The sequence below is a fragment of the Bacteroides sp. 519 genome (genome assembly GCF_010500955.1).
Taxonomy (GTDB): Bacteria; Bacteroidota; Bacteroidia; order Bacteroidales; family Bacteroidaceae; genus Bacteroides.
In genome coordinates this window covers 376,522-399,257 of the sequence record NZ_QVMJ01000003.1, presented here as the reverse complement: position 1 = coordinate 399,257, position 22,736 = coordinate 376,522, and the positions used below count along the sequence as shown (strand labels likewise).

Genomic DNA, 22,736 nt, shown 5'->3' with positions numbered 1-22,736 from the left:
GATTTAATTTATTATTCTTCATCAATTTCATCATAATAACCTTCGGTGAGTATTCTACGTTTCACTTGGGGGACAGAACCAAAATTGAATAGTAAACCAACTTCCAGATTCGTTGCTTTAAGGTAATTAACCAATTGACATTCATGCTCAGGTAATAACTGTTTTACTGCTTTATTTCTTTTTGTGGCTCACACTTTAACCCCAATCTTTTTAATTCTTTATAAAAAGAATTTTGATACACTTGTTCTAAAAATCCATGCCCTAGAGTATTATATACCTCATAAAAAGCAGCAATTATCTTTCCTGTTAATTCTTCATGTATCATAATATATTAAATCCGTGTTTTAAAATCCGTGTAATCCGCGTCATCCGTGTCTAATTATTCTCCTATTTCCTCCTTAATCCAGTCGTATCCACGTTTTTCCAGTTCCAAAGCCAGTTCGGGTCCGGCAGTTTTAACAATGCGGCCTTTATAGAGCACATGTACAATATCCGGTTTAATGTAATCCAGTAAACGCTGGTAGTGCGTAATAACGATATAACTTGTTTCCGAAGTTTTAAGTTTATTCACCCCTTCGGCCACGATGCGAAGCGCATCAATATCCAAGCCGGAGTCTGTTTCGTCGAGGATACTTAATTGAGGTTCGAGCATAGCCATTTGGAATATCTCGTTACGTTTCTTTTCACCACCGCTGAATCCTTCGTTCACACTACGGTTGGCCAGCTTATTATCCAGTTCTACTATAGAACGTTTCTCGCGCATAAGTTTTAAAAACTCGCTTGCAGAGAGAGGTGCTAACCCTTTGTATTTGCGTTGCTCATTTACTGCAGCACGCATAAAGTTAACCATGCTAACACCCGGAATCTCTACCGGATACTGGAAAGAAAGGAAGATGCCTTCGTGGCTTCTATCCTCCGGACTCATATCGAGCAAATTCTTACCCTGATAAGTAATGCTGCCTTTGGTTACTTCGAAAGCAGGATTACCTACCAATACACTACTTAATGTACTTTTTCCTGAACCATTAGGTCCCATTATAGCATGAACCTCGCCCGGGTTAACTTCCAGATTGATTCCTTTTAATATCTCTTTTCCGTTGATACTTGCGTGCAAGTCTTTTATTTCTAATAACATGATATTATAGTTTTTGAGTTTTTGAGTTTTTGAGTTTTTAAGTTTTTGAGTTTTTAAGTTTGTTAGTTTTTTAGTTTTTGAGGCTTTGTAAGTCCTAAAACTCAAAAACTTAAAAACTTAAAAACTTAAAAACTTAAATTATCCCACGCTTCCTTCCAGTGATATGCTTAACAGCTTCTGTGCCTCTACCGCAAACTCCATGGGGAGCTTATTTAAAACCTCCTTTGCATATCCGTTAACAATAAGGCCTATTGCATCTTCGGTATTTATGCCACGTTGGTTGCAGTAGAATATCTGGTCCTCGCTGATTTTGCTGGTAGTAGCCTCGTGCTCAATAATGGCAGTTTCGTTGTGCACATCCATATAAGGAAATGTGTGAGCTCCACATTTATCGCCCAGCAATAAAGAATCGCACTGGCTGTAATTACGGGCACCATCTGCCTTTTGAGCAACACGAACAAGTCCGCGGTAGGAGTTTTCGCTCTTGCCTGCCGATATACCTTTGCTTACTATTGTGCTGCGGGTGTTCTTTCCCAAGTGAATCATCTTGGTTCCGGTATCGGCCTGCTGATGGTTGTTAGTTACAGCCACACTGTAAAACTCACCAATAGAGTTATCACCGGCAAGTATAGTCGACGGGTATTTCCAGGTAATAGCACTTCCGGTTTCTACCTGTGTCCACGAAAGTTTACTATCTATGCCCTTGCAGATGCCACGTTTGGTAACGAAGTTATAAACACCTCCCTTTCCTTCGGCATCACCGGGATACCAGTTTTGCACGGTGCTGTATTTCACTTCTGCACGGTCGTGCACAATGATCTCTACAATAGCGGCATGCAGTTGGTTCTCATCGCGCATTGGGGCTGTACAACCTTCAAGATACGAAACATACGAATCGTCTTCGGCAATAATCAATGTACGCTCAAACTGACCGGTGTTCCGGGCATTGATACGGAAGTATGTAGAAAGTTCCATCGGACAACGCACGCCTTTGGGTATATATACAAAAGAACCGTCGGAGAATACAGCCGAGTTTAATGCAGCAAAGAAATTATCGCGGTAGCCAACCACCGATCCCATATACTCTTTTACAAGATCAGGGTGCTCCTGAACGGCTTCGCTGAAGGAACAGAAGATAATTCCTTTCTCCATCAATGTTTCTTTGAAGGTAGTTTTCACCGATACGGAGTCCATTACTGCATCAACAGCCATTCCGCTAAGTGCCATTTGCTCTTCGAGGGGGATGCCCAGTTTATTGAAGGTTTTAATAAGTTCGGGGTCTACTTCGTCCAGACTTTTAGGACCTTCTTTGGCTTTGGGTGCAGCATAATAAGATATGGCTTGATAATCTATTTCGGGAATGCGTAAATGTGGCCATGTAGGCATCTCCATAGTAAGCCAATGTTTGTAGGCTTTTAAACGGAATTCGAGCATCCACTCCGGTTCATTCTTTTTGGCCGAAATGATTCTAACCACATCCTCACTGAGTCCTTTCTCAATGATTTCGGTCTGTACATCGGTAGTAAAACCGTACTTGTACTTCTCCTGGGTGAATTCCTTGACATATTTATTGGGTTCTTCCTGTTGCATAAATCAAGTTGTTATTAATGGTTTTGCTATTTCCTGAGCAACTGGGAACAGTCGGCTAATCAGGTCGTGTATATGATAATATAACATTGAAGTATCTTGGGTTGTTTTACTGATAAGCAGATTGTCGGAATCGATAAAACTCAGTACATTGAGCACAACACTTATCACCAATGTTGTGAGTACAACTCCTAATACTAAGCCCAATAGTCTGTTTACCCATCCTAAAGCCATAGCACTGAGGAAACGTGATAAAACAGAGGCTATAAGTGTACATACCAGCGGAACAAGAATCCAGATGGCAATAAAAGCTATTATCTGGGCAACCGTCATAGAGTCGGTAATGGCAGGCGATAGTTTTACCGCAAGAGGTACATACAGGGCTTTTGCTATGAATAACCCGGCTATCAATCCAAATACAGTAGCAATTTGTTTGAGGGCACCTTTCATAAAACCGGATATGGCTCCAATTGCCATCAGTCCCAGAAATATATAATCTATTGTTGTCATTGTTGTTGCTAATTACCTGCTAAAGGTTACAAAGATACAAAGTTATAAGAAATTTATTAGCGTATTTCACCACAGAGTTTTAGATATGGAGCCCAACGGCCTCTATGCAGTAGTGTAGCAGGTTAAAGTGATCGCTCTTTAAGTTACGATTTATAAGCAATCACCCCGGAGGGGTTGAACCCACTTCGGGGTTCTAAGAATGTGGTATTTGCCTACCCCGGGTTACGCTTCGCTCACCCGGGGTTATCAACAGTTTACCCCTTCGGGGTAATTGCTTACTCCAAAGTAATAACAGCGACCACGCCCTAGCGCCCTGATAAGGGCAGTTCATAATCCGCGTTCTACGGGCTGTAAGCCCGACTTAATTCAGCCCCAGGCATCGCCCAGTCATGTTCGGAAGATCTCATTCGCCACGAAGTGGCAGGTTAGTTCAGCCCCAGGCAACGCCGGCGTTGGCCAATGTCATCAAGTTAAGGGATTCATTGTATGCTATCCGCATGGTGAATCCCGAAGGGATTGAATTTGAATAACCCCCAGTGAAGGGCGAAGCCCGACTGGGGGCAAGTCAATACATACACAGTCTGAACCCCGAAGGGGGTTCAACACCTTCGGCGTTGTGAGTTATAGGGATACGCATCCCCCCAGTGAAGGGCGAAGCCCTTCACTGGGGGTTATTCAAATTCAATCCCTTCGGGATTTCTTAACTTGATGACATTGGGCGATGCCAAACAATGGGAAAATAGAAACAACCAAAAGGCAAAATTAAAAAAGGCGGAAATACAAACCGTATTATCCGCCTTTTTGAGTAGTGAGTTTTGAGTAGTGAGTTTTTATAACGTTTGTTTTACTTCAACTTCTGTAAACGATTCTATTACGTCTCCTACTTTAATATCGTGATAGTTTACAAGGCTGATACCACATTCGTAGTTTGTAGCAACCTCTTTCACATCCTCTTTAAAGCGTTTCAGTGCATTGATGTTTCCGGTAAAGATTACGATACCGTCGCGAATGAGGCGTGCTTTGTCGGAACGTTTCACCTTTCCTTCTTTCACCATGGCTCCGGCAACTGTACCAACCTTTGTGATGTTGAATACTTCGCGTACTTCGATAGTAGCAGTGATTTCTTCTTTAATCACAGGAGCAAGCATACCTTCCATAGCGGCTTTCACCTCTTCGATAGCAGCGTAGATTACAGAGTACAAGCGAACGTCAACACCTTCCTGTTCGGCAAATCTGCGGGCAGCAGCCGAAGGACGTACCTGGAATCCAATGATGATGGCATCTGATGCAGCAGCCAGCGTAACGTCCGATTCCGAAATCTGTCCCACACCTTTGTGGATTACATTCACCTGGATTTGCTCGGTAGACAGCTTGATTAACGAGTCGCTCAATGCTTCGATAGAACCATCCACGTCACCTTTCACAATAACGTTAAGTTCTTTAAAGTTACCAAGTGCAATACGACGGCCAAGTTCGTCGAGCGTAAGAATCTTCTGTGTACGTAGTCCTTGTTCGCGTTGCAACTGTTCGCGCTTGTTGGTTATTTCGCGGGCTTCCTGTTCGGTATCAATTACATGGAATGTATCACCGGCTGTAGGTGCACCGTTTAAACCGAGGATTAATACCGGTTCCGACGGACCTGCTTTGGTTATGCGTTGGTTACGTTCGTTGAACATAGCTTTTACACGACCATAGTTTGTACCAGCCAATACGATATCGCCCATTTTAAGTGTACCGTTAGATACCAGTACTGTTGCCACATATCCACGTCCTTTATCAAGGGTCGATTCAATGATTGAACCAGTTGCGTTACGGTTTGGATTAGCTTTCAGCTCAAGCATTTCGGCTTCAAGAAGTACTTTCTCCATTAGTTCGGCTACTCCCAAACCTTGTTTGGCTGAGATATCTTGCGATTGGTATTTACCTCCCCATTCTTCAACAAGGAAGTTCATTCCTGCCAGTTCTTCTTTAATCTTTTCGGGATTAGCGGTTGGCTTATCTACCTTATTGATAGCAAATACAATAGGAACTCCTGCTGCTACGGCATGGTTGATGGCTTCTTTGGTTTGAGGCATCACGTTATCGTCGGCCGCAACAATGATAATGGCGATATCCGTTACCTTGGCTCCACGTGCACGCATGGCGGTAAACGCTTCGTGACCCGGAGTATCGAGGAAGGTAATTCGACGGCCATCTTCCATCTTCACATTGTATGCACCAATGTGCTGTGTAATACCTCCGGCCTCGCCGGCAATTACATTTGCTTTACGTATATAGTCGAGCAATGATGTTTTACCGTGGTCAACGTGACCCATTACAGTAACAATCGGTGCGCGTGGTTCCAGATCTTCCGGAGCATCTTCTTCTTCAACAATTGCTTGCGAAACTTCGGCACTTACATATTCGGTTTGGAATCCGAATTCTTCGGCTACCAGATTGATTGTTTCAGCATCCAGACGTTGGTTGATTGATACCATCATACCGATACTCATACAGGTTGCAATTACCTGGTTTACGGAGATGTCCATCATGTTTGCCAACTCATTTGCAGTAACGAACTCTGTAATTTTCAGTGTTCTGTTGTCTGCCGCCTCCTGATTTTCCAGTTCTAGCTGCTGACGGGCTGTGTTACGCTTATCTTTACGGTATTTCGATGCCTTGGTTTTACCTTTAGAGGTAAGGCGTGCAAGTGTTTCTTTTACTTGTTTTGCTACATCCTCTTCGCTAACCTCTTGTTTAACAACAGGTTTTTTGAATCGGTCTTTTCCTTTACCGCGTTGTTGGTTGTTATTGTTGTTACCACCACCCGGTCTGTTATTGTTGTTGCTTCTTTCACTATTAGGTACAGGCCGTGCAAAGTTCGATGGGCTGGTAATGTCCACCTTTTCTTTGTTAATACGACTGCGTTTTTTCTTCGCTTCTCCTTCGTTCTTTGGTCCGTTTTTGGGTTTGTTCGGATCTTCTTTGCGTATTTCCTTGATGATGGCTTCCTTCATCTGTTTCTTTTGATCCTGACGAATTTTTTCCTTCTCTTCACGTTCTTTACGCTTTTCTTCCTTACTTTTCTTTTTCGGACGGGTCGACTGGTTGAGTGCGGCAAGGTCTATTTGCCCAACAATGTTAATCTTGGATACGATTTCTGTTTTACGAATCGTAAACACCTCATTTTCATTTCCTTCTGCGCTGTCGGTATTAGCTTCTGCTACCTCTGTGCCTAAATTCTCTTCGTTTTGAACCACGGTTTCTATTTCTGGTGCTTCTTCTTTAATTTCCGGTTTAACTTCTTTAGCCGGTTTTTCTTTCTTTATTTTGGGCTGTGGCGCTACTTCTACTTTTGCTTCCTTTACCGGTTCTTCAACCACAACCACAGGTTCTGGTTTGGTTTCTACAACTGGTTTTGGTTTTTCCACAGGTTTCTTCTCTTCTGCTACTGGTGCTGCGGGTTCTGGTTTGGTTTCCGGTTCTGGTTGCGATTTTGGTTCAACTTCGGCCACAGCAGGTTTTTCTGGTTTCTTATTAAGCTGATCCAGATCTATTTTGCCAACTTGCTTAAATTTCGGGCGTGCCTCTTCGGGTACTACAGTTTTAATAACTTCGTCCTTTTTAGGTTTTTCCGGTTTGGGCTCGTAACCATCAATGGCTACAGATGCTTTATTGCGGTCTTTGTTTTGGCGTTCCTGAATGAAACGTTCCGATTCCAGTCTGAGGTTTTTGTCAGTACTGAATTCTTTCACTAGCAACGCATATTGTTCGTCGGTAATTTTTGTATTGGGGTTTGCTTCAATCGCAAATCCTTTCTTTTGCAAGAATTCAACTACCGTCGCTATTCCTACATTTAAATCTCTTGTAACTTTGTTTAACCTAATCGTCATACTTTTTTCTAATGTGATTAATGGAGCTAATATGAGTTTAATGTGCTAATGTAAAATTGCCTATGTGCCAATTGGCTGCGCTGTATAATGTGAATTCTAATTGGCACATTTGCATATTAGCATATTATTCACATTAGCACATTGGCACATTATTCATCTTCAAACTCAGCTCTTAATATATTCAATACTTCGTCAATGGTTTCCTCTTCCAGGTCGGTCTTATCAATCAATAATTCGCGAGGTGCGTTTAATACTGATTTTGCCGTATCAAATCCAATAGCTTTGATAGCATCAATCACCCACTGATCTATTTCATCGTTAAATTCATCCAAATAGATGTCTTCTCCTCCTGCCGCTGTTTCGTCCAGTTCGCGGAATACATCGATGGTGTATTCGGTTAGCATACTGGCCAGCTTAATATTTAATCCGCCTTTACCAATAGCCAGCGATACTTCGTCGGGTTTCAGGAACACTTCGGCTTTATGTTCGGCTTCGTTTAAGCGAATAGACGATATTTTGGCCGGACTTAGTGCACGCTGAATAAACAATGATATATTTGATGTAAAGTTAATAACATCAATGTTTTCATTGCGTAGTTCACGAACTATTCCGTGTATACGGCTTCCTTTTACTCCCACGCAGGCTCCTACAGGGTCGATTCTGTCGTCGTAAGATTCAACTGCTATTTTAGCGCGTTCTCCGGGTATGCGGGCAATTTTACGAATGGTTATTAAACCGTCGTTAATTTCGGGCACTTCCATTTCGAACAGGCGTTGCAGGAATACGGGTGATGTGCGCGACAGGATAATTTTTGGATTATTGTTTTTATTGTCTACGCGTGCAACCACCGCACGGGCTGTTTCTCCTTTTCGGTAAAAGTCAGTTGGGATTTGCTCTGTTTTAGGCAATAATAGTTCGTTTCCTTCATCGTCTAACAGTAGCATTTCTTTTTTCCATATCTGGTATACCTCGGCATTGACGATGGTACCTACTTTATCTATGTATTTATTGTAAACACTATCTTTTTCCAGTTCCAATATTTTCGAGGCCAATGTTTGACGCAGGTTTAATATGGCGCGTCGTCCAAATTTGGCAAAGTGTACTTCGTCGGTAACTTCCTCTCCAATTTCGTAATCAGCATCAATTTTCTGGGCTTCGGTGAGTGAAATTTGCATGTTCGGATTCTCAAGATCTTCATCTGCTACAACCTCACGGTTTCGCCATATTTCAAAGTCACCCTTATCCGGGTTTACAATAACGTCAAAGTTTTCATCGGTGCCAAACATTTTAGTGATCACACTACGAAACGACTCTTCGAGTACGCTCACCATTGTGGTTCTATCTATGTTTTTTAATTCTTTGAATTCCGAAAATGTATCTATCAAGCTGATAGTTTCCTCTTTCTTGGCCATAATCTTATTTAAAGCTGATTAAATATTTAGTGTATTTTATATCGTCATAGGTAAAGGTTTCGTCTTCTTCTATGAGTTGTGGGCGCTTGGAGCCTTCGGTTTTAATTTTCTTCTGTACTCCTACAACAAAGTTATCTTCGTTAACGTCTTTCAAAACTCCAGTTAGTTTTCTTCCTGCTTTAGTGAGCACTTCTACATCGCAATCAATATGGTTGTAGTATTGTTGCAACACTTTAAATGGTTGTCCGATTCCTGCCGAACCAACCTCCAGTTCGTAGTCTTCTTCGTCCCGGTTTAATTTAGATTCGATGTAGCGGCTTAGTTCTACACAATCTTCAATCCATACGCCTTCGGCGTGGTCAATCTCTACAACAATTTTGTCGTCAGGGCTAACACTTACATCCACTAAGAAATAGTTTTTTCCATTGAGCCACTCTTCGACGAGCTTGGTTACTGTGCTTTTTTCTATCATTTACTAACTGTTAAGAACAAAAAAAGAGGCTTATTGCCCCTCCACCTTCATCCATTTCGGGTGCAAAGATAATAAATAATATATTGAAGAACAAATTAATAGAATAAATTTTAAGGGGAGGCAGCCTGTATTATTTATACTTCATCTATTTGGTTTAAATCTGATTGGAATTGAATAAAAACACAGAGTCACAGAAACACGGAGCTTTTCCTTGTGCTGAACACGGAGGCTTCGCTTTTGTCGTGCAGTATAAGTAGGATGGCACATACATCTCAGGGAATCCCTATGGGATTCAATTTGAATAACCCCCAGTGAAGCGAAGCGACTGGGGGTAGATAAATCACTCACTCGCATGGGAACCCGATAAGGGTTCAATTGGAGATTCAACACCTTCGGCGTTGATGAGATTGAGTCTATTCTCCACCCCCAGTCGCTTCGCTTCACTGGGGGTTATTCAAATTTTACCCCAAGGGGGTAATTGCTTGTGAACTCTTTTTGGTTCATTTCAGCCTCTAACTGAACCAAACGAGATAATGTAGCTTAGATATATTGAAGAACATCAACCGTATAAGAATTGTTTCCTGAAGGTACTTCCAGGTAATGAAACTCTAACTCGTTAAATAAGCAGTTGTTTCCTAAAGGCAGATTTCGTAATTGGTCGCATTCCGAGGCTTTGAGCTTAATACTTTTATCATGATAAAGTTCATCTGCAAATTCTGCTTCTGTTTTAAATCTGTTGCCTCGCTTAAAAAATAATCCTTTGTGTAATTCGCGTATAAATTCGGCATTAGGCGATAAGCAAGCTATAAAACCTTTAAAAACATAATCCTCTTTCCGGTAATTGGGCAATAAATGCAGAATCATATTTATCTTTATGAAAGAAGATATTATTTGATCCTTGGCATAGTATAAGTCTCTCATGTCGAAACTGGATTTTAATTCGGAAATGAAAATATACTTCTTGCCATTTTCTTCAAAAAGAATAATGCCATCGCAATCTAAATGAAAAATATGTGGCGTGCCCGACTTTTGGAAGAACTGCGTAAATTCTTTTACTATGCTTGTGTCTATGTAATGAAAATCCGAATTAACCCAATGTATTTCTTTAACTTTAGCTTGAATACCTTTTTCGCTTATTGTAGTTTTCCCAATATGATAGTTTATGTCATAGTTGGGAAACAACGTTTTAAGATCGGTAGATACAGACATTATTGAAGAGCTTTTCTTAGTTCGCGTGATGTTAATATATCTTCTTCAATTACATTAAAAAATGAGTCGAAGGGAATACCATCGTTCGATATGTCTTGTTTAATAATCTCGGTACTTCCATCTTTGCGTCTTTGGAAAAGATATGCATTTACGTTTGCCGGATCTATCAAGCACTCATCCACTAAATTCCATTTACTTTTAAACTGTTTATAGTGTTCGGGATCTCTGTTTTTTAATTGAAAAGCCATCATCAGGTTGTTTATCCTCCTGAGAAAATAATCGCTATGGGTGGTAATTTGCATGTGGCAACCTTCTTGAATGGCGCATCCAACCAAATCGGCCACTTTAACTTGCCGGGTAGGATGCAAGTGTGCTTCAGGTTCTTCTAGCAAAATAGATGATTCGTCAGCTGGGTATTTTTTCAAGAAAAGCGTTAGTGGGGCTAACTCTTTTATCGACGATGCGGCGGCTGTTACAGGTATTTCCAAATTAGCTTCTCCTTCTATCCGATACATTTCTCTTCCTTCTATCCGGGTAAGCTCGCCACCATTTATTTCGTTCAGGCATTTTAATATGGTTTCCGAAGGGGGAGTTGCTTCCTTTAATGAGCGGTTTAATGCTAACTTGTTATCAAAAAACTCATCGTACATGCCCGATCGAAAAGCAGGCCGATCACTAAGTTCTACCAACGAACCTCTTGAGGGTGGCATAAGAAAGGTTCTTGTTAAGAGTGATTCCGTAAATATTTCACCTAACAACTTAGCGGCCAAGAGTGCTACTAAGGGATCTGCATTCAGATTTTCGGAGTTGGCAGGTATTCGGTATGAGGCTGGCAGGTTTTCTAAAGAAAATTTGTAGTACCATTCTTCCTTTTTATCAATCCCTACTTTTTCTACATCAAAAAAGAAGATCAATTCATCTTCTAAAGGGATATCTATCTCTACATCTCCGGTTAAATTTTCATCGCCCAAGAGATAGCCAATGTACGAAATCGCATCTTTATTTACCCATCCCAAAAAAACAGAAGACTGGATTTTTAGAATAACATCATGAGCGCCTTTTCCTTGTATAAGTGAATTCAGGTCGATTTCTTCTTTCTTGAAAAAATGACGCATTCTGTCTGTCAGTAGCAATATATACAAATAATGCACTAAGAAGGCCGCATAACTTTTACCAAGCCCGGATTCTCCGGAGAAAACCATTAGTGGACTTAATTCAAGTGTTGAATTGTGTATTGCACCAAGCTTTTTTATGTTGAACTTTATATTTTTCATTTTTGTAAGAGTACCCAAGCACAAATATAATACTTTATCAGGTAGCAACAAAAAACAAGCCATAATTTTCATCCTGCCATTCTACCACGAGTAAAATATTTGTCTATATAGACCAAAGAACCAATGCTATATAGCTCTGATGCCCAATGCTATATAGACCGAAGACCCAATGCTATATAGACCGGAATAGCTCTGCTATATAGCACGAAGGTGTGAAGGCGCGAAAGCGCGAAAGAATGAAAGCGAGAAGATACCTTCAACAGCAGCAGTTTCTTTTTCTTATTCTTTTTCTTCTGTTATGTTCTGTTATGTTCTGTTCTGTTCTGTTGCCATGGTATTACCATTTTCTTTTAATTCTATATTGTTGTTACTTTTCATTCTGATTTAAGTGTTTAAAATATGTTATACCAATAAAATTGTATTAATTATGTAACGCAATCCGAATAAAACAAGCTATTGCTATTTACCATCACATCTACAATAAAAATACCGTAGTTATACAAAACATCATCAACCTATTTACATTTGATATACTGTTTTGGATAAAAAATATGCCGAAAATCTATTTGTATTTGTATATTTGCCTCTTGCTATATACAAGATTATTTTATGTTCGAAACAGTTCTGATTAACACCATTATTGGCAGTGCCCAATTAAAAGAGGCAGTATGTACCCTACAAATGCCCTATACTGCTCTTTGCCTCCGCAATATTGACATTATTAAAAACATGTCGGCAATAAATAAAGCGTTACGAAAACTATCCGAGCCCTCTGTTGCATTTTGTTTCTTCGGGCCCTATTTTCTGGGTGGTAGTGTTCGCGATGATTTCGATTTTGGTCCGGTATTGTTATTTAAAACATCCGTTTTGCAAAAGATTGCCGCCGAGCTTCAACCATCTAAGTATGCCGCTTTTTACGAATTATGGTTGAAAGCAAGTTATAAACATATAGTGTATTCTATCCCTATTACGCTGGAAGAAGATGCAACAATAACTGCCAATAGTCAATTTGATTATGTTGACCCCCGCAACAGAGAAGTGCAGATTGAAATGGAAATGATTTTTTCCAGTTACCTTAAAAAAACCAATGCACTACTTACCGATACCCCTGCTCCGGTAACATTTCTTTCAGATTTCCCGGTCGAGGCATCTGTTATTATCCCGGTAAAGAACCGGAAAGAAACAATTGCCGATGCTTTGCAATCGGCTTTAAATCAGAAAACCAACAATCCCTACAATGTTATTGTGGTTGATAATCATTCAACCGATGGAACCACAGAGATTATAAGCCGGATAGCCTCCGGCGATAACCGGTTGATTCATATAATACCCGAAACAAAAGATCTTCAGATAGGAGGATGCTGGAACCTGGCAGCCAATCATTCCGAATGCGGTAAATTTTGTATTCAGTTAGATAGCGACGATGTATATTCGAGCCCAAACACCATTCAAAAGATACTCGATACCTTCTATACAGAGAAATGCGGAATGCTGGTGGGATCGTATACACTGACAGATTTTCACCTGAACACCATTCCTCCGGGATTAATTGACCACCGTGAATGGACAAAAGAGAACGGACGTAACAACCTGTTACGAATTAACGGGATTGGTGCTCCCCGTTCGTTCTATACGCCCCTTTTAAGAAAACATCCTGCACCCAACGTTAGTTATGGCGAAGATTATGCACTGGCATTGGTGTTCAGCAGGTTGTACCCCATTGGACGCATCTACGAATCTCTTTATTATTGCCGCAGATGGCGGGATAACTCTGATGCCGCACCGGGCTCTGCCGAAAAGGTAAAGCAAAACTTCTTTAAAGACGAACTGCGTACCTTTGAGATTTTAGACCGTACATCGCACAATATAAGCTTGCTGTAAATGATAAAAGACACCATCGAACAGTTCTTTACCGATCAACTAAATTGTTGGCCCGAAGTAGCCGAACGTTTTAATAATCTTGATAAGTTGCAAGAACGTTCCTTACATGTTGGTGAATGGACAGCCAAAGTAGTATTTAACCCACTCCGGAAGATTTCGGTCACCGCTACACCAGATGCTACACCCGCTGATAAGAATGTATGTCCGTTGTGTTCCATGAATCGGCCACCAGAGCAAAAAAGCCTTGACTTTCATGGACGATATACTATACTGATTAATCCGTATCCTATATTCCGCAGGCATTTTACCATTATTGCAAACCAGCATATTCCACAGGAAATAGGTGTTCGCTTCGGTGATATGCTTGATCTGGCAAGGGAGATGGAAGGATATACTATTCTTTATAACGGTCCCGGAGCGGGTGCATCTATTCCGCAGCATGCACATTTTCAGGCAATAGAGAGAGGAAGCTTACCTATTGAATATATAAAAAATGACTCCTTGAGAGGGCGGGGAGTAAAACACCTGCAAGCAACTACTCACCAAAATGCGATAGAGAAGTTTAACCACCTATTCAGCACCCTCCCTACCAAGCAGCAACAAATGAATAACCTCATTGTTTGGTACGAAGATAATACCTGGCACATAGTTATTATCTTACGAAAAGCGCACCGTCCGGATTGCTATTATGCAACAGGCGAAGATCAACTGATAATAAGTCCTGCAGTAGTAGAGATGGGTGGTGTAATTGTAACCATACGAGAAGAAGATTTCAATAAACTGGATTCGCCCAAACTAGAAAATATTATGCAGCAAGTAATTTCGCCCATATACCCGCAACATGTAAATGTTGGTATCATTGAATCGGAAACAATAAGTTTCTATCTTCATACCCCATATCTGTTTAATAACAAGCAGGTAGAAGGCGAACAGATAGTACACCTTAAAGAAGGAAAAATAGCCTACGAAGATACACTCTACGATACATTGCTGTTTACCCCTGTCGACGAAAACACAGCATGGATAGAAGTACGCGATGTAACCATTGGCAAGAAATTCCATTGGGAGCAAAAGCAAACCTTTCAGTTTCGCGGATCGTGGAAAGTGATAACAGAAGCCGATAAACTTGTGGGTATTAATACCCTTTCCATCGAAGAATATCTTAAAAGTGTAATCTCGTCCGAGATGAGTGCCAATGCTCCGTTAGAATCGTTGAAATCTCATGCCATAATATCGCGCAGCTGGCTGATAAATCAGATACAATCTCCCAAAAGTACTGTTACAACAGATAAGGAAGGACTTGTGTGGTACGACTCTTCCGGGCATACCGTATACGATGTTTGTGCCGACGACCATTGCCAACGCTATCAGGGAATAACCAAGATTACAAACCCAGCCGCACTAAAGGCCATTGAAGAAACATACGGAGAAGTTTTGTTAGATCAATCGGGTAACGTTATTGATGCCCGCTACTCCAAGTGTTGCGGTGGTATTATCGAAGAGTATCAATATGCTTGGGAAGACGAACCTAAAACATACGCCATAGCCAGTTGGGATTGGCCCAGCGAAGCCCCTCTCCCCGATTTCGGTAAAGAAGAAACAGCCGCAGAGTGGGTAAACACTACCCCCGAGGCGTGGTGCAATGTAACAGATCCTGCCATCATTGCCCTTACCATGAGAGGCTACGACCAAAAAACTCCCGACTTTTACCGATGGACTGTAGCGTATAAAGTAGACGAACTCGCTTCGATTATACGCAACAAAACAGGTATCGATTTTGGTGAGTTAAAAGGAATCACGCCACTAAGCAGAGGTAAATCCGGACGTATATATCGCCTGCGTATTGAAGGAACACAAAAAACATGGGTTGTTGGTAAAGAACTCGAAATACGCAGAGTGCTTTCTACAAGTCATTTATATAGCTCTGCTTTTGTTGTAGAGCATACATATAATGAAGATGGAACCCTGGCCGGTTTTATTTTCCGTGGTGCCGGATGGGGCCATGGAGTAGGCCTATGCCAGATAGGCGCAGCCAATATGGCTGTAAAGGGATACACATATCAACAAATCCTGCTGCACTACTACCCCGAAACACAAATAACAAAAGTATATGAATAAGCCTGCTATCAACCCTAATCGCCCGTGGACATGGGTGCCCTCGCTCTACTTTGCCGAAGGTTTGCCTTATGTAGCTGTTATGACCATCGCTTTGATTATGTATAAACGGTTAGGGTTGAGCAATGCCGAAATCACATTCTATACCAGTTGGCTCTATTTACCTTGGGTTATTAAACCATTGTGGAGTCCGTTTGTTGATTTGATTAAAACCAAACGGGCATGGATTATTGCCATGCAATCGCTTATTGCGGCAGGACTTGCGGGAGTGGCTTTCTTTATTCCCACCACTTTCTTTGTGCAGGCCACAATGGCTTTCTTCTGGCTATTGGCTTTCAGTTCGGCCACTCACGATATTGCTGCCGATGGCTTTTATATTCTGGGATTATCAGAGGCCGATCAATCGTTCTTTGTGGGCATACGTAACACATTCTACCGTTTGGCCATGATTTTCGGGCAAGGATTACTGGTGTTGTTGGCGGGATTGATGGAGCAAGGTAAAATCATCCATTCAACTGCCGGGAATATTCCATTGGCATGGAGCATTATATTTTATCTGATGGCTGCTTTGTTTATCGGATTAGCCCTGTATCACAACCGTATTTTGCCGCATCCATCGGCCGATGCCCCACGAAAAGACACTACAGCAAACGAATTGCTGAATAATTTCCTCACAACCTTTGTTTCGTTCTTTCAGAAAAAAGACATCGGCCTGATATTCTTTTTTCTTCTCACTTATCGCCTTGGCGAATCGCAGCTCGTTAAACTAGCTTCTCCTTTCCTGCTTGATGAACGTAGCGCCGGTGGAATGGCACTTGATACTGCTTCGGTTGGAATTATATATGGTACTGTTGGAGTTATTGCCTTGTTGGTTGGAGGTATTCTGGGCGGAATTGTTGTGTCGCGCAATGGGTTAAAAAGGTGGATTATTCCTATGGCCATTGCCATCAATCTGCCCAATGTGTTGTATATATGGCTGGCCATTGCTCAGCCAGATAGTGTATGGATAGCAGGTACCTGTGTGGCTATCGAGCAACTAGGATATGGTTTCGGCTTTACTGCTTTTACTTTGTATCTGATTCATGCTGCACAGGGCGAACACAGTACTGCCCATTATGCCATAGGTACAGGTTTCATGGCTTTAGGCATGATGATTCCTGGCATGGCTGCCGGATGGATTCAAGAGGCTATTGGCTATACCGGATTCTTTATCTGGGTATGTGTTTGTACTATTCCGGGAATTGTGGCTGCGGTGATGGTGAGGAGGGGGTTGTAATAAAATCATTCTCTTCTTTTGAATTCTTAAAATATTTGGTATATTTGTATACCACTTTGGTACACATTTAAATTAAAAGATATGTTAGTGATTAGTACAAGAGAATTCAGAGAAAAACAGGGAATGTATCTTGGCTTAGCAAAAAGAGGCGAGGATATTGTAATAAAATCAAGAGAAAATGGAAGTTTTAAACTGATTCCTGTGACAGAAGATGATACGTTGATGAGCAAAGAAGAACTTTTTGCAAAAATAGATCGCGCCTCAAAGAACATAAAAGAAGGAAAAGGCACAACAGTACATTCAAAAAAGGAACTTCTTGAATATCTTGATAACTTATGAATTACGATATAACCTTTGCTGAAGAAGCAGAAGATGATATTATCATTTTAAAGCGAAATGAACCACAAGCATACAAAAAATTAGTTAAGCTATTAGTTGAATTACAAGAACATCCCACCACAGGAACAGGACATCCTAAACCTCTGGGAGGTGACAGGAGTGGTCAATGGTCAAGGCGAATCACTGATAAACACCGTTTGATTTACGAAATTGAAGAAGAAAAAGTAAGAGTGCTCATATTGTCTGCCTATGGACATTATGATGATAAATAATCTTTTCCATCCTTTCTTCCGCATCAAAGTTTACTCACATCTCGTAAGAAAACCATGATACTCTTCTGTAATCTCCTCAATTAAACGTATATTTGCCTCTCCTTGAAAACAAACTATTTCTAACCTAATTTTAGACCATGGGAACAAACAGAAGAGAGTTTCTCAAAACCGCAGGTTTGCTAACAGCGTTTACAGTAGTACCCCGTCATGTACTAGGAAGAGGCTATGTAGCACCAAGTGATCAACTAACCAAAGGAATTATTGGTACCGGCTCAATGGGCCGCGGCCATGTTAATTATGACGGCACCCGATTGGTAGCAGTATGCGATGTGGATAAAACACATCTTGAACTGGGTAAAAAGCTATCAACAGATGCAATTGCAGCGTATCACGATTATCGCGATCTAATCCACGATCCGAATGTAGATATTGTTCATATTGCAACCCCTCCGCACTGGCATGGGATTATGTCGGTGGATGCAGCAAAAGCCGGAAAAGATGTTTGGTGCGAAAAACCAATGACCCGTACCATAGGCGAAGGTAAACGAGTGATGGAAGCAATCAAGCAAACCGGCCGCATGTATCGTTTGAACACCTGGTTTCGCTTTGCCGATACTTTCTACGGACTGGGTACTCCTGTTAAGCCGTTAAAGAAACTGGTTCAAAGCGGACTTCTTGGATGGCCTTTAAAAGTAATCATCAGTAAACATACCGGATTCGACTGGAAGTTCTATTGGGTAGGAAAAGACCATCTGCCCGAACAGACTGTACCCAAAGAACTGGATTATGATATGTGGTTAGGCCCTGCTCCTTATAAACCTTATAATGCGCATCGTGTACATAGTACCTTCCGTGGCTATTGGGATTATGATGGTGGCGGATTGGGTGATATGGGACAACATTATATCGACCCTGTTCAGTACATTCTTGGTAAAGACAATACCAGCCCGGTAAAAGTAGAAGTTGATGCTCCGCAACAACACCACGACGCAGTGGGTACATGGCGCTCTATTACTTATACATACGATGATGGTTGCCAGATAGTTCTATGGGGTGGTGATTATGGTGATACAAGTGCTCCATATATTTCCGGACCTAATGGAAATGTTTATCAGAACTTCTATTGCGATATACCCGATTGGCAAAAGAAACTTGCTGCTTTCCCCGAGCCCGATCCACAGGCCGACAGTTTCCTTGAATGTGTAAAAACACGTCAACCATTTGCTCTGAACGAACAAAACGGATTCCGTTCGTCAACTATTGTAAATCTGGGAACAATTGCCTTGCGATTAAACCGCACACTGCATTTTGATCCGGTAAAGCTGAAATTCATTAATGATGAGGCTGCCAATAAGTTGATTGATCAACCAATGCGTGGTCCGTGGACAATATAATCTGCGTTTCAATAAAACATATAATAATGAAAAGAATACCCATAATAATAACCGCCCTACTCATCGCCTTGAGTAGTGTAATGGCCCAAAGCCCGGCCAACCGGACAAATAAAACAATTGTAGCCGATGTGCTTGCGCAACTTCCGGCCAACAATCAGGAAATCTTTAACCGTCAATTTGCCGACCTTGCCTCAACAGGCGAAGAAGGTGTATTTATGCTGATTGAAATGTTGAAAGGCAGCGATGCCGGAAGCATTGTATTAGCAGAGTACGCACTAAATGGTTTAGCAGCTTATGCCTCGGCAGATGCTAATACCGCAGTACGCACTGCCCTTATTCAGGCATATACCAAAGGACTACTGAAAGTAACTTCGGTAGAAAACAAGAAGTTCCTTATCCGCCAGCTATATACTATGGGGGCAAATGTTTCGATAGAAGGCGAAGCACTGCCAACACCAGTAGTTGAGGCCGGTTTGAAGAGTGACAACCCAACCAAAGATGTTCTTAACGCTATAAAGAAAGCTGATAGAGTTGAAAGAAACAGAGTATTAAATCTGGCTTCGCAAGATGCAAACGAATCAATGTATATTGCAGTACTGAAAGCTATCAATAAGGCAAAACCCGATGTAAAATCGGATGTGTTGAACTGGATGGGACGTGAAGCTGCCTCGGATCCTGCGAAGCGGAAAACATTACAGGATATGGAAGTAAAACTGGATCAACCAGCAAGAAATGTACTAATTGGTTTCCTACAAGATCCAGCTTATGAAGTAAAAGAAGCAGCTATATGGACACTCACTAAAATAGGAGATGCACGTGTAATTCCTGTAATTGCAGATTTACTTGCAGGTAAGGATCAGAAAGTAATTGCAATGGCCGAACGAGCATTAGCATCTTTCCCCGGTGATATCAGTCAATCGGTTTCGAAGGTAATTACCAAATCATCCGATGAGGGGAAAATAGCAGGACTAAGACTGTTGGCTCTTCGTAAATCGGATGTTAACAGTACTACTGTGTACAAACAATTAACAGACTCTTCGCCCCTGGTGAAACAAGCAGCTTATCAGGCATTGAAAGATGTAGTAAACAACAGTGACTTTGTACGTCTTTGCGGAATGCTCGAAACAGCACAAGCAGATGAAATTGCACCTATTCAGGAAGCTATCATTGCATCAATTGCTTCTCAATCGCCTGCCGAACAAGCTAAAATGGTAAATGCCCGCATCATTCGTGCTGGTATTGAAACTCGTAGTCTTTACTACAAAGTGTTGGCTGCTACAGGTGATGCAAAGGGCCTGAAAACTATTGTTGAAGGATTCAATAACGACAAGGGTAGTGCAAAAGAGCAAGCATTCGAAGCCCTGTTACGTTGGAAAGGTTCTGAAACAACCGATGCGCTTTACAATATTGCTAAGGACCCTGCTTCGACTACTTATTTTGACCGTGCAATAGATGCTTACATCCGTTTGGCTGCTAATCCGGCTCTAAGTCCGGAAAACCGTTTGATAGGATTGCGTAAAGCAATGGAGATTGCTAAAACTCCGGCACAAAAAAATACAATACTTCGACAGATTGGTCAAACAGGTACATTTACTGCTATGATATTTGCCGGAAATTATCTGAATGAAAAAGCTATTCAGGAATCGGCCGCACAGGCAGTGATGAAAATAGCGCTTGGTAATAAAGACTTTACTGGTAAGGTTGTACGCGATTTGCTTGGTAAAGTAATAGATGTACTTAATAATCCCGATGCCGGATATCAGAAAGAGGCTATTCGTAAACATCTGGGCGAAATGCCGCAGGAAGAAGGATATGTTTCTATCTTCAATGGTAAAGACCTCACTGGTTGGAAAGGACTGGTAGGCAACCCGATTAGTCGTGCAAAAATGACTGCCGCGCAAATGAAGACTGCTCAGGAAAAAGCCGATGTGCAAATGCGGAATGACTGGAAAGTAGAAAAAGGGGTGTTGTTATTCGATGGAACCGGTTACGACAATCTGTGTACAGTAAAGAAATATGGTGATATTGAAATGTACATTGACTGGATGCTCGATCCTGCCGGACCGGAAGCCGATGCCGGTATCTATCTGCGTGGAACACCACAGGTTCAGATGTGGGATACTGCCCGTGTAAATGTAGGTGCTCAGGTAGGTTCAGGTGGCCTTTATAATAATAAGGTGCATGAAAGCAAACCATCAAAAGTTGCCGATAACAAGATGGGCGAATGGAATACTTTCTATATAAAGATGGTAGGCGACCGTGTTACTGTTGTACTTAATGGCGAAAAGGTAGTTGATAATGTTATCCTTGAAAACTACTGGGATCGTAATCTTCCTATTCTTGCTCTTGAACAACTGGAATTGCAAGCGCATGGAAGTAAAGTTTACTACCGCGATATCTATGTAAAAGAATTGCCAATGGTTGAACCATTCCAACTTTCGGCCGCAGAAAAGAAAGAAGGTTATAAGATTCTATTCGACGGAACAAACATGCACGAATGGATTGGCAACACTGTAGATTACACCATGGACGAAGGTACCATCTCATTGGTTCCAAGTCGCGGGTCGGGTGGTAACCTGTATTCCAGAAAAGAATATGGCAACTTTGTTTTCCGCTTCGAATTCCAGCTTACCCCTGCTGCCAATAACGGATTAGGTATTCGTACACCTATGGAAGGCGATGCAGCTTATGTAGGTATGGAACTTCAGATACTGGATAATGAACATCCTGTTTACAAAGATTTGGAAAAATACCAGTATCATGGTTCGGTATATGGAATTATTGCTGCACAACGTGGTTACCTAAAACCCGTTGGCGAGTGGAACTATCAGGAAGTTATTGCCAATGGTGACCGCATAAAGATTACGCTTAATGGACATGTAATTGTGGATGGTAATATCCGCGAAGCCACTAAGAATGGTACACCGGACAAGAAAGAACATCCCGGGTTATTCAACAAGAAAGGCCATATAGGTTTCCTTGGACACGGATCGCCTGTTAAGTTCAGGAATATTCGTATTAAAGAGCTGAAATGAGTAATGAGTTTTGAGTAATGAGTTTTGAGTAATGAGTTTTGAGTTAACGATGCCGCATGGTAACTCAAAACTCATTACTCACTACTCACTACTCACTACTCATTACTTTTTCTTCTTTCGCGCCCGCAAGTTTAAATACTCTACCAACAGAGCAAATCCTATTGCGAAATAGATATATCCTTTAGGAATTTCCTGAATTGCATTACCAAATATTACTATATTCGAAAGGTGTGCAGCTTCCACCAATAACATTACCGCAATTAAGATAAGGAAAGATAATGCCAGCATTTGTACAGTGGGATGCTTGCCTACGAAATTGCTGATTGGTTTAAGAAACCACATCATTATAACTACCGAAGCCACAATAGCTGTTACCATAATTGCCATTGCTCCTACATAACCAAAGTCTCTGAAACTTACCATACCCACGGCCGTAAGCACACTATCAAACGAAAAGACAATATCGAGTGCTACTATCTGGCCAATTATGCCCCAGAAACTCACCTTTTTCTTAGTACTTTTATTTTCGCTGGTTCCCTCAAGTTTATCATGTATCTCACTTACACTTTTGTATAACAAAAATAATCCGCCAACGAGTACAATGAGCGATTGTCCGGTAACACCACCTGTAATCCAATGTGCATCGAATGAATAAAATGGTTTGGTTAACTGCATCAGTAAAGATATTCCAAACAATAAGGCGATACGGGCCAGCATTGCCAGAAACAGTCCGGTGTTTTGTGCCTTGCCCTGTTGATTCTCGGGCAACTTAGACGACATAATGGATAGGAAAACAACGTTATCGATACCAAGAACCACTTCCAGTAGAGTCAGTGTAAGTAAGGCTATCCATGCAGAAGGTAGCAAAAAAGTATGAAGAATTTCCATATTGAGTATAATTAAATACAAGTGACAGATACATGTTTGTGTATCCATTTTCCATTTAATTATAA

The 22,736-nt window shown here is 41.3% G+C and carries 16 protein-coding genes and 1 pseudogene; 7 read left to right on the top strand and 10 right to left on the bottom strand.

Annotated features, from left to right (window positions below):
- Nucleotides 1-11 precede the first annotated feature (11 nt).
- The 9 genes and pseudogenes from D0T85_RS04605 to D0T85_RS04565 all read right to left on the bottom strand — a co-directional run bounded on the left by D0T85_RS04605 (nucleotide 12) and on the right by D0T85_RS04565 (nucleotide 11,471).
- Nucleotides 12-325: pseudogene (locus D0T85_RS04605) on the bottom strand (GxxExxY protein).
- 54 nt (nucleotides 326-379) lie between these two features.
- Nucleotides 380-1,135 (bottom strand): Fe-S cluster assembly ATPase SufC, encoded by a 756-nt coding sequence (gene sufC, locus D0T85_RS04600; protein ID WP_163210691.1) that lies wholly within the window; start codon nucleotides 1,133-1,135, stop codon nucleotides 380-382.
- A 138-nt stretch (nucleotides 1,136-1,273) separates the two neighbouring features.
- Entirely contained in the window at nucleotides 1,274-2,725 is a 1,452-nt protein-coding gene (gene sufB, locus D0T85_RS04595; protein WP_163210689.1) for a Fe-S cluster assembly protein SufB, read from the bottom strand.
- A gap of 3 nt (nucleotides 2,726-2,728) precedes the next feature.
- Nucleotides 2,729-3,232, bottom strand: coding sequence for a CvpA family protein (locus tag D0T85_RS04590; RefSeq protein ID WP_163210687.1), 504 nt, complete (start codon nucleotides 3,230-3,232; stop codon nucleotides 2,729-2,731).
- A gap of 830 nt (nucleotides 3,233-4,062) precedes the next feature.
- Nucleotides 4,063-7,104 carry a translation initiation factor IF-2 gene (gene infB, locus D0T85_RS04585; protein ID WP_163210685.1) on the bottom strand — a complete coding sequence of 1,014 codons (3,042 nt, stop codon included), beginning with the start codon at nucleotides 7,102-7,104 and terminating at the stop codon, nucleotides 4,063-4,065.
- Nucleotides 7,105-7,253: 149 nt separating this feature from the next.
- Nucleotides 7,254-8,516 carry a transcription termination factor NusA gene (gene nusA, locus D0T85_RS04580; protein ID WP_163210683.1) on the bottom strand — a complete coding sequence of 421 codons (1,263 nt, stop codon included), beginning with the start codon at nucleotides 8,514-8,516 and terminating at the stop codon, nucleotides 7,254-7,256.
- 4 nt (nucleotides 8,517-8,520) lie between these two features.
- On the bottom strand, nucleotides 8,521-8,988 hold the full coding sequence (gene rimP, locus D0T85_RS04575; protein WP_163210681.1) for a ribosome assembly cofactor RimP: 468 nt from the start codon (nucleotides 8,986-8,988) through the stop codon (nucleotides 8,521-8,523).
- Nucleotides 8,989-9,528: 540 nt separating this feature from the next.
- A complete protein-coding gene (locus D0T85_RS04570) occupies nucleotides 9,529-10,197 on the bottom strand; it encodes a hypothetical protein (RefSeq protein ID WP_163210679.1) in 669 nt (222 codons plus the stop codon).
- Complete coding sequence (locus D0T85_RS04565) at nucleotides 10,197-11,471, bottom strand: AAA family ATPase (RefSeq protein ID WP_163210677.1); 1,275 nt, start codon at nucleotides 11,469-11,471, stop codon at nucleotides 10,197-10,199. Before D0T85_RS04565 ends, D0T85_RS04570 begins: the two co-directional genes overlap by 1 nt.
- A gap of 609 nt (nucleotides 11,472-12,080) precedes the next feature.
- Between D0T85_RS04565 and D0T85_RS04560 the strand changes: the two genes are divergently transcribed.
- From D0T85_RS04560 to D0T85_RS04530, 7 genes are all read left to right on the top strand, one after another.
- Entirely contained in the window at nucleotides 12,081-13,352 is a 1,272-nt protein-coding gene (locus D0T85_RS04560) for a glycosyltransferase family A protein (RefSeq protein ID WP_163210675.1), read from the top strand.
- Entirely contained in the window at nucleotides 13,353-15,470 is a 2,118-nt protein-coding gene (locus D0T85_RS04555; RefSeq protein WP_163210673.1) for a DUF4922 domain-containing protein, read from the top strand. It begins immediately after the preceding gene.
- Nucleotides 15,463-16,743, top strand: a complete 1,281-nt coding sequence (locus D0T85_RS04550) for an MFS transporter (protein WP_239060636.1) — start codon at nucleotides 15,463-15,465, stop codon at nucleotides 16,741-16,743. The genes D0T85_RS04555 and D0T85_RS04550 overlap by 8 nt, the downstream gene beginning before the upstream one ends.
- A gap of 81 nt (nucleotides 16,744-16,824) precedes the next feature.
- Nucleotides 16,825-17,082 (top strand): prevent-host-death protein, encoded by a 258-nt coding sequence (locus tag D0T85_RS04545; protein WP_163210671.1) that lies wholly within the window; start codon nucleotides 16,825-16,827, stop codon nucleotides 17,080-17,082.
- Nucleotides 17,079-17,354, top strand: coding sequence for a Txe/YoeB family addiction module toxin (locus D0T85_RS04540; RefSeq protein ID WP_163210669.1), 276 nt, complete (start codon nucleotides 17,079-17,081; stop codon nucleotides 17,352-17,354). The genes D0T85_RS04545 and D0T85_RS04540 overlap by 4 nt, the downstream gene beginning before the upstream one ends.
- A 137-nt stretch (nucleotides 17,355-17,491) precedes the next feature.
- A complete protein-coding gene (locus D0T85_RS04535) occupies nucleotides 17,492-18,748 on the top strand; it encodes a Gfo/Idh/MocA family oxidoreductase (protein ID WP_163210667.1) in 1,257 nt (418 codons plus the stop codon).
- 80 nt (nucleotides 18,749-18,828) lie between these two features.
- Nucleotides 18,829-21,783 carry a family 16 glycoside hydrolase gene (locus tag D0T85_RS04530; RefSeq protein WP_370459929.1) on the top strand — a complete coding sequence of 985 codons (2,955 nt, stop codon included), beginning with the start codon at nucleotides 18,829-18,831 and terminating at the stop codon, nucleotides 21,781-21,783.
- A gap of 102 nt (nucleotides 21,784-21,885) precedes the next feature.
- On the opposite strand, the gene D0T85_RS04525 is transcribed toward D0T85_RS04530, so the two are convergent.
- Nucleotides 21,886-22,671 carry a TerC family protein gene (locus D0T85_RS04525; RefSeq protein ID WP_163210781.1) on the bottom strand — a complete coding sequence of 262 codons (786 nt, stop codon included), beginning with the start codon at nucleotides 22,669-22,671 and terminating at the stop codon, nucleotides 21,886-21,888.
- Nucleotides 22,672-22,736 lie beyond the last annotated feature (65 nt).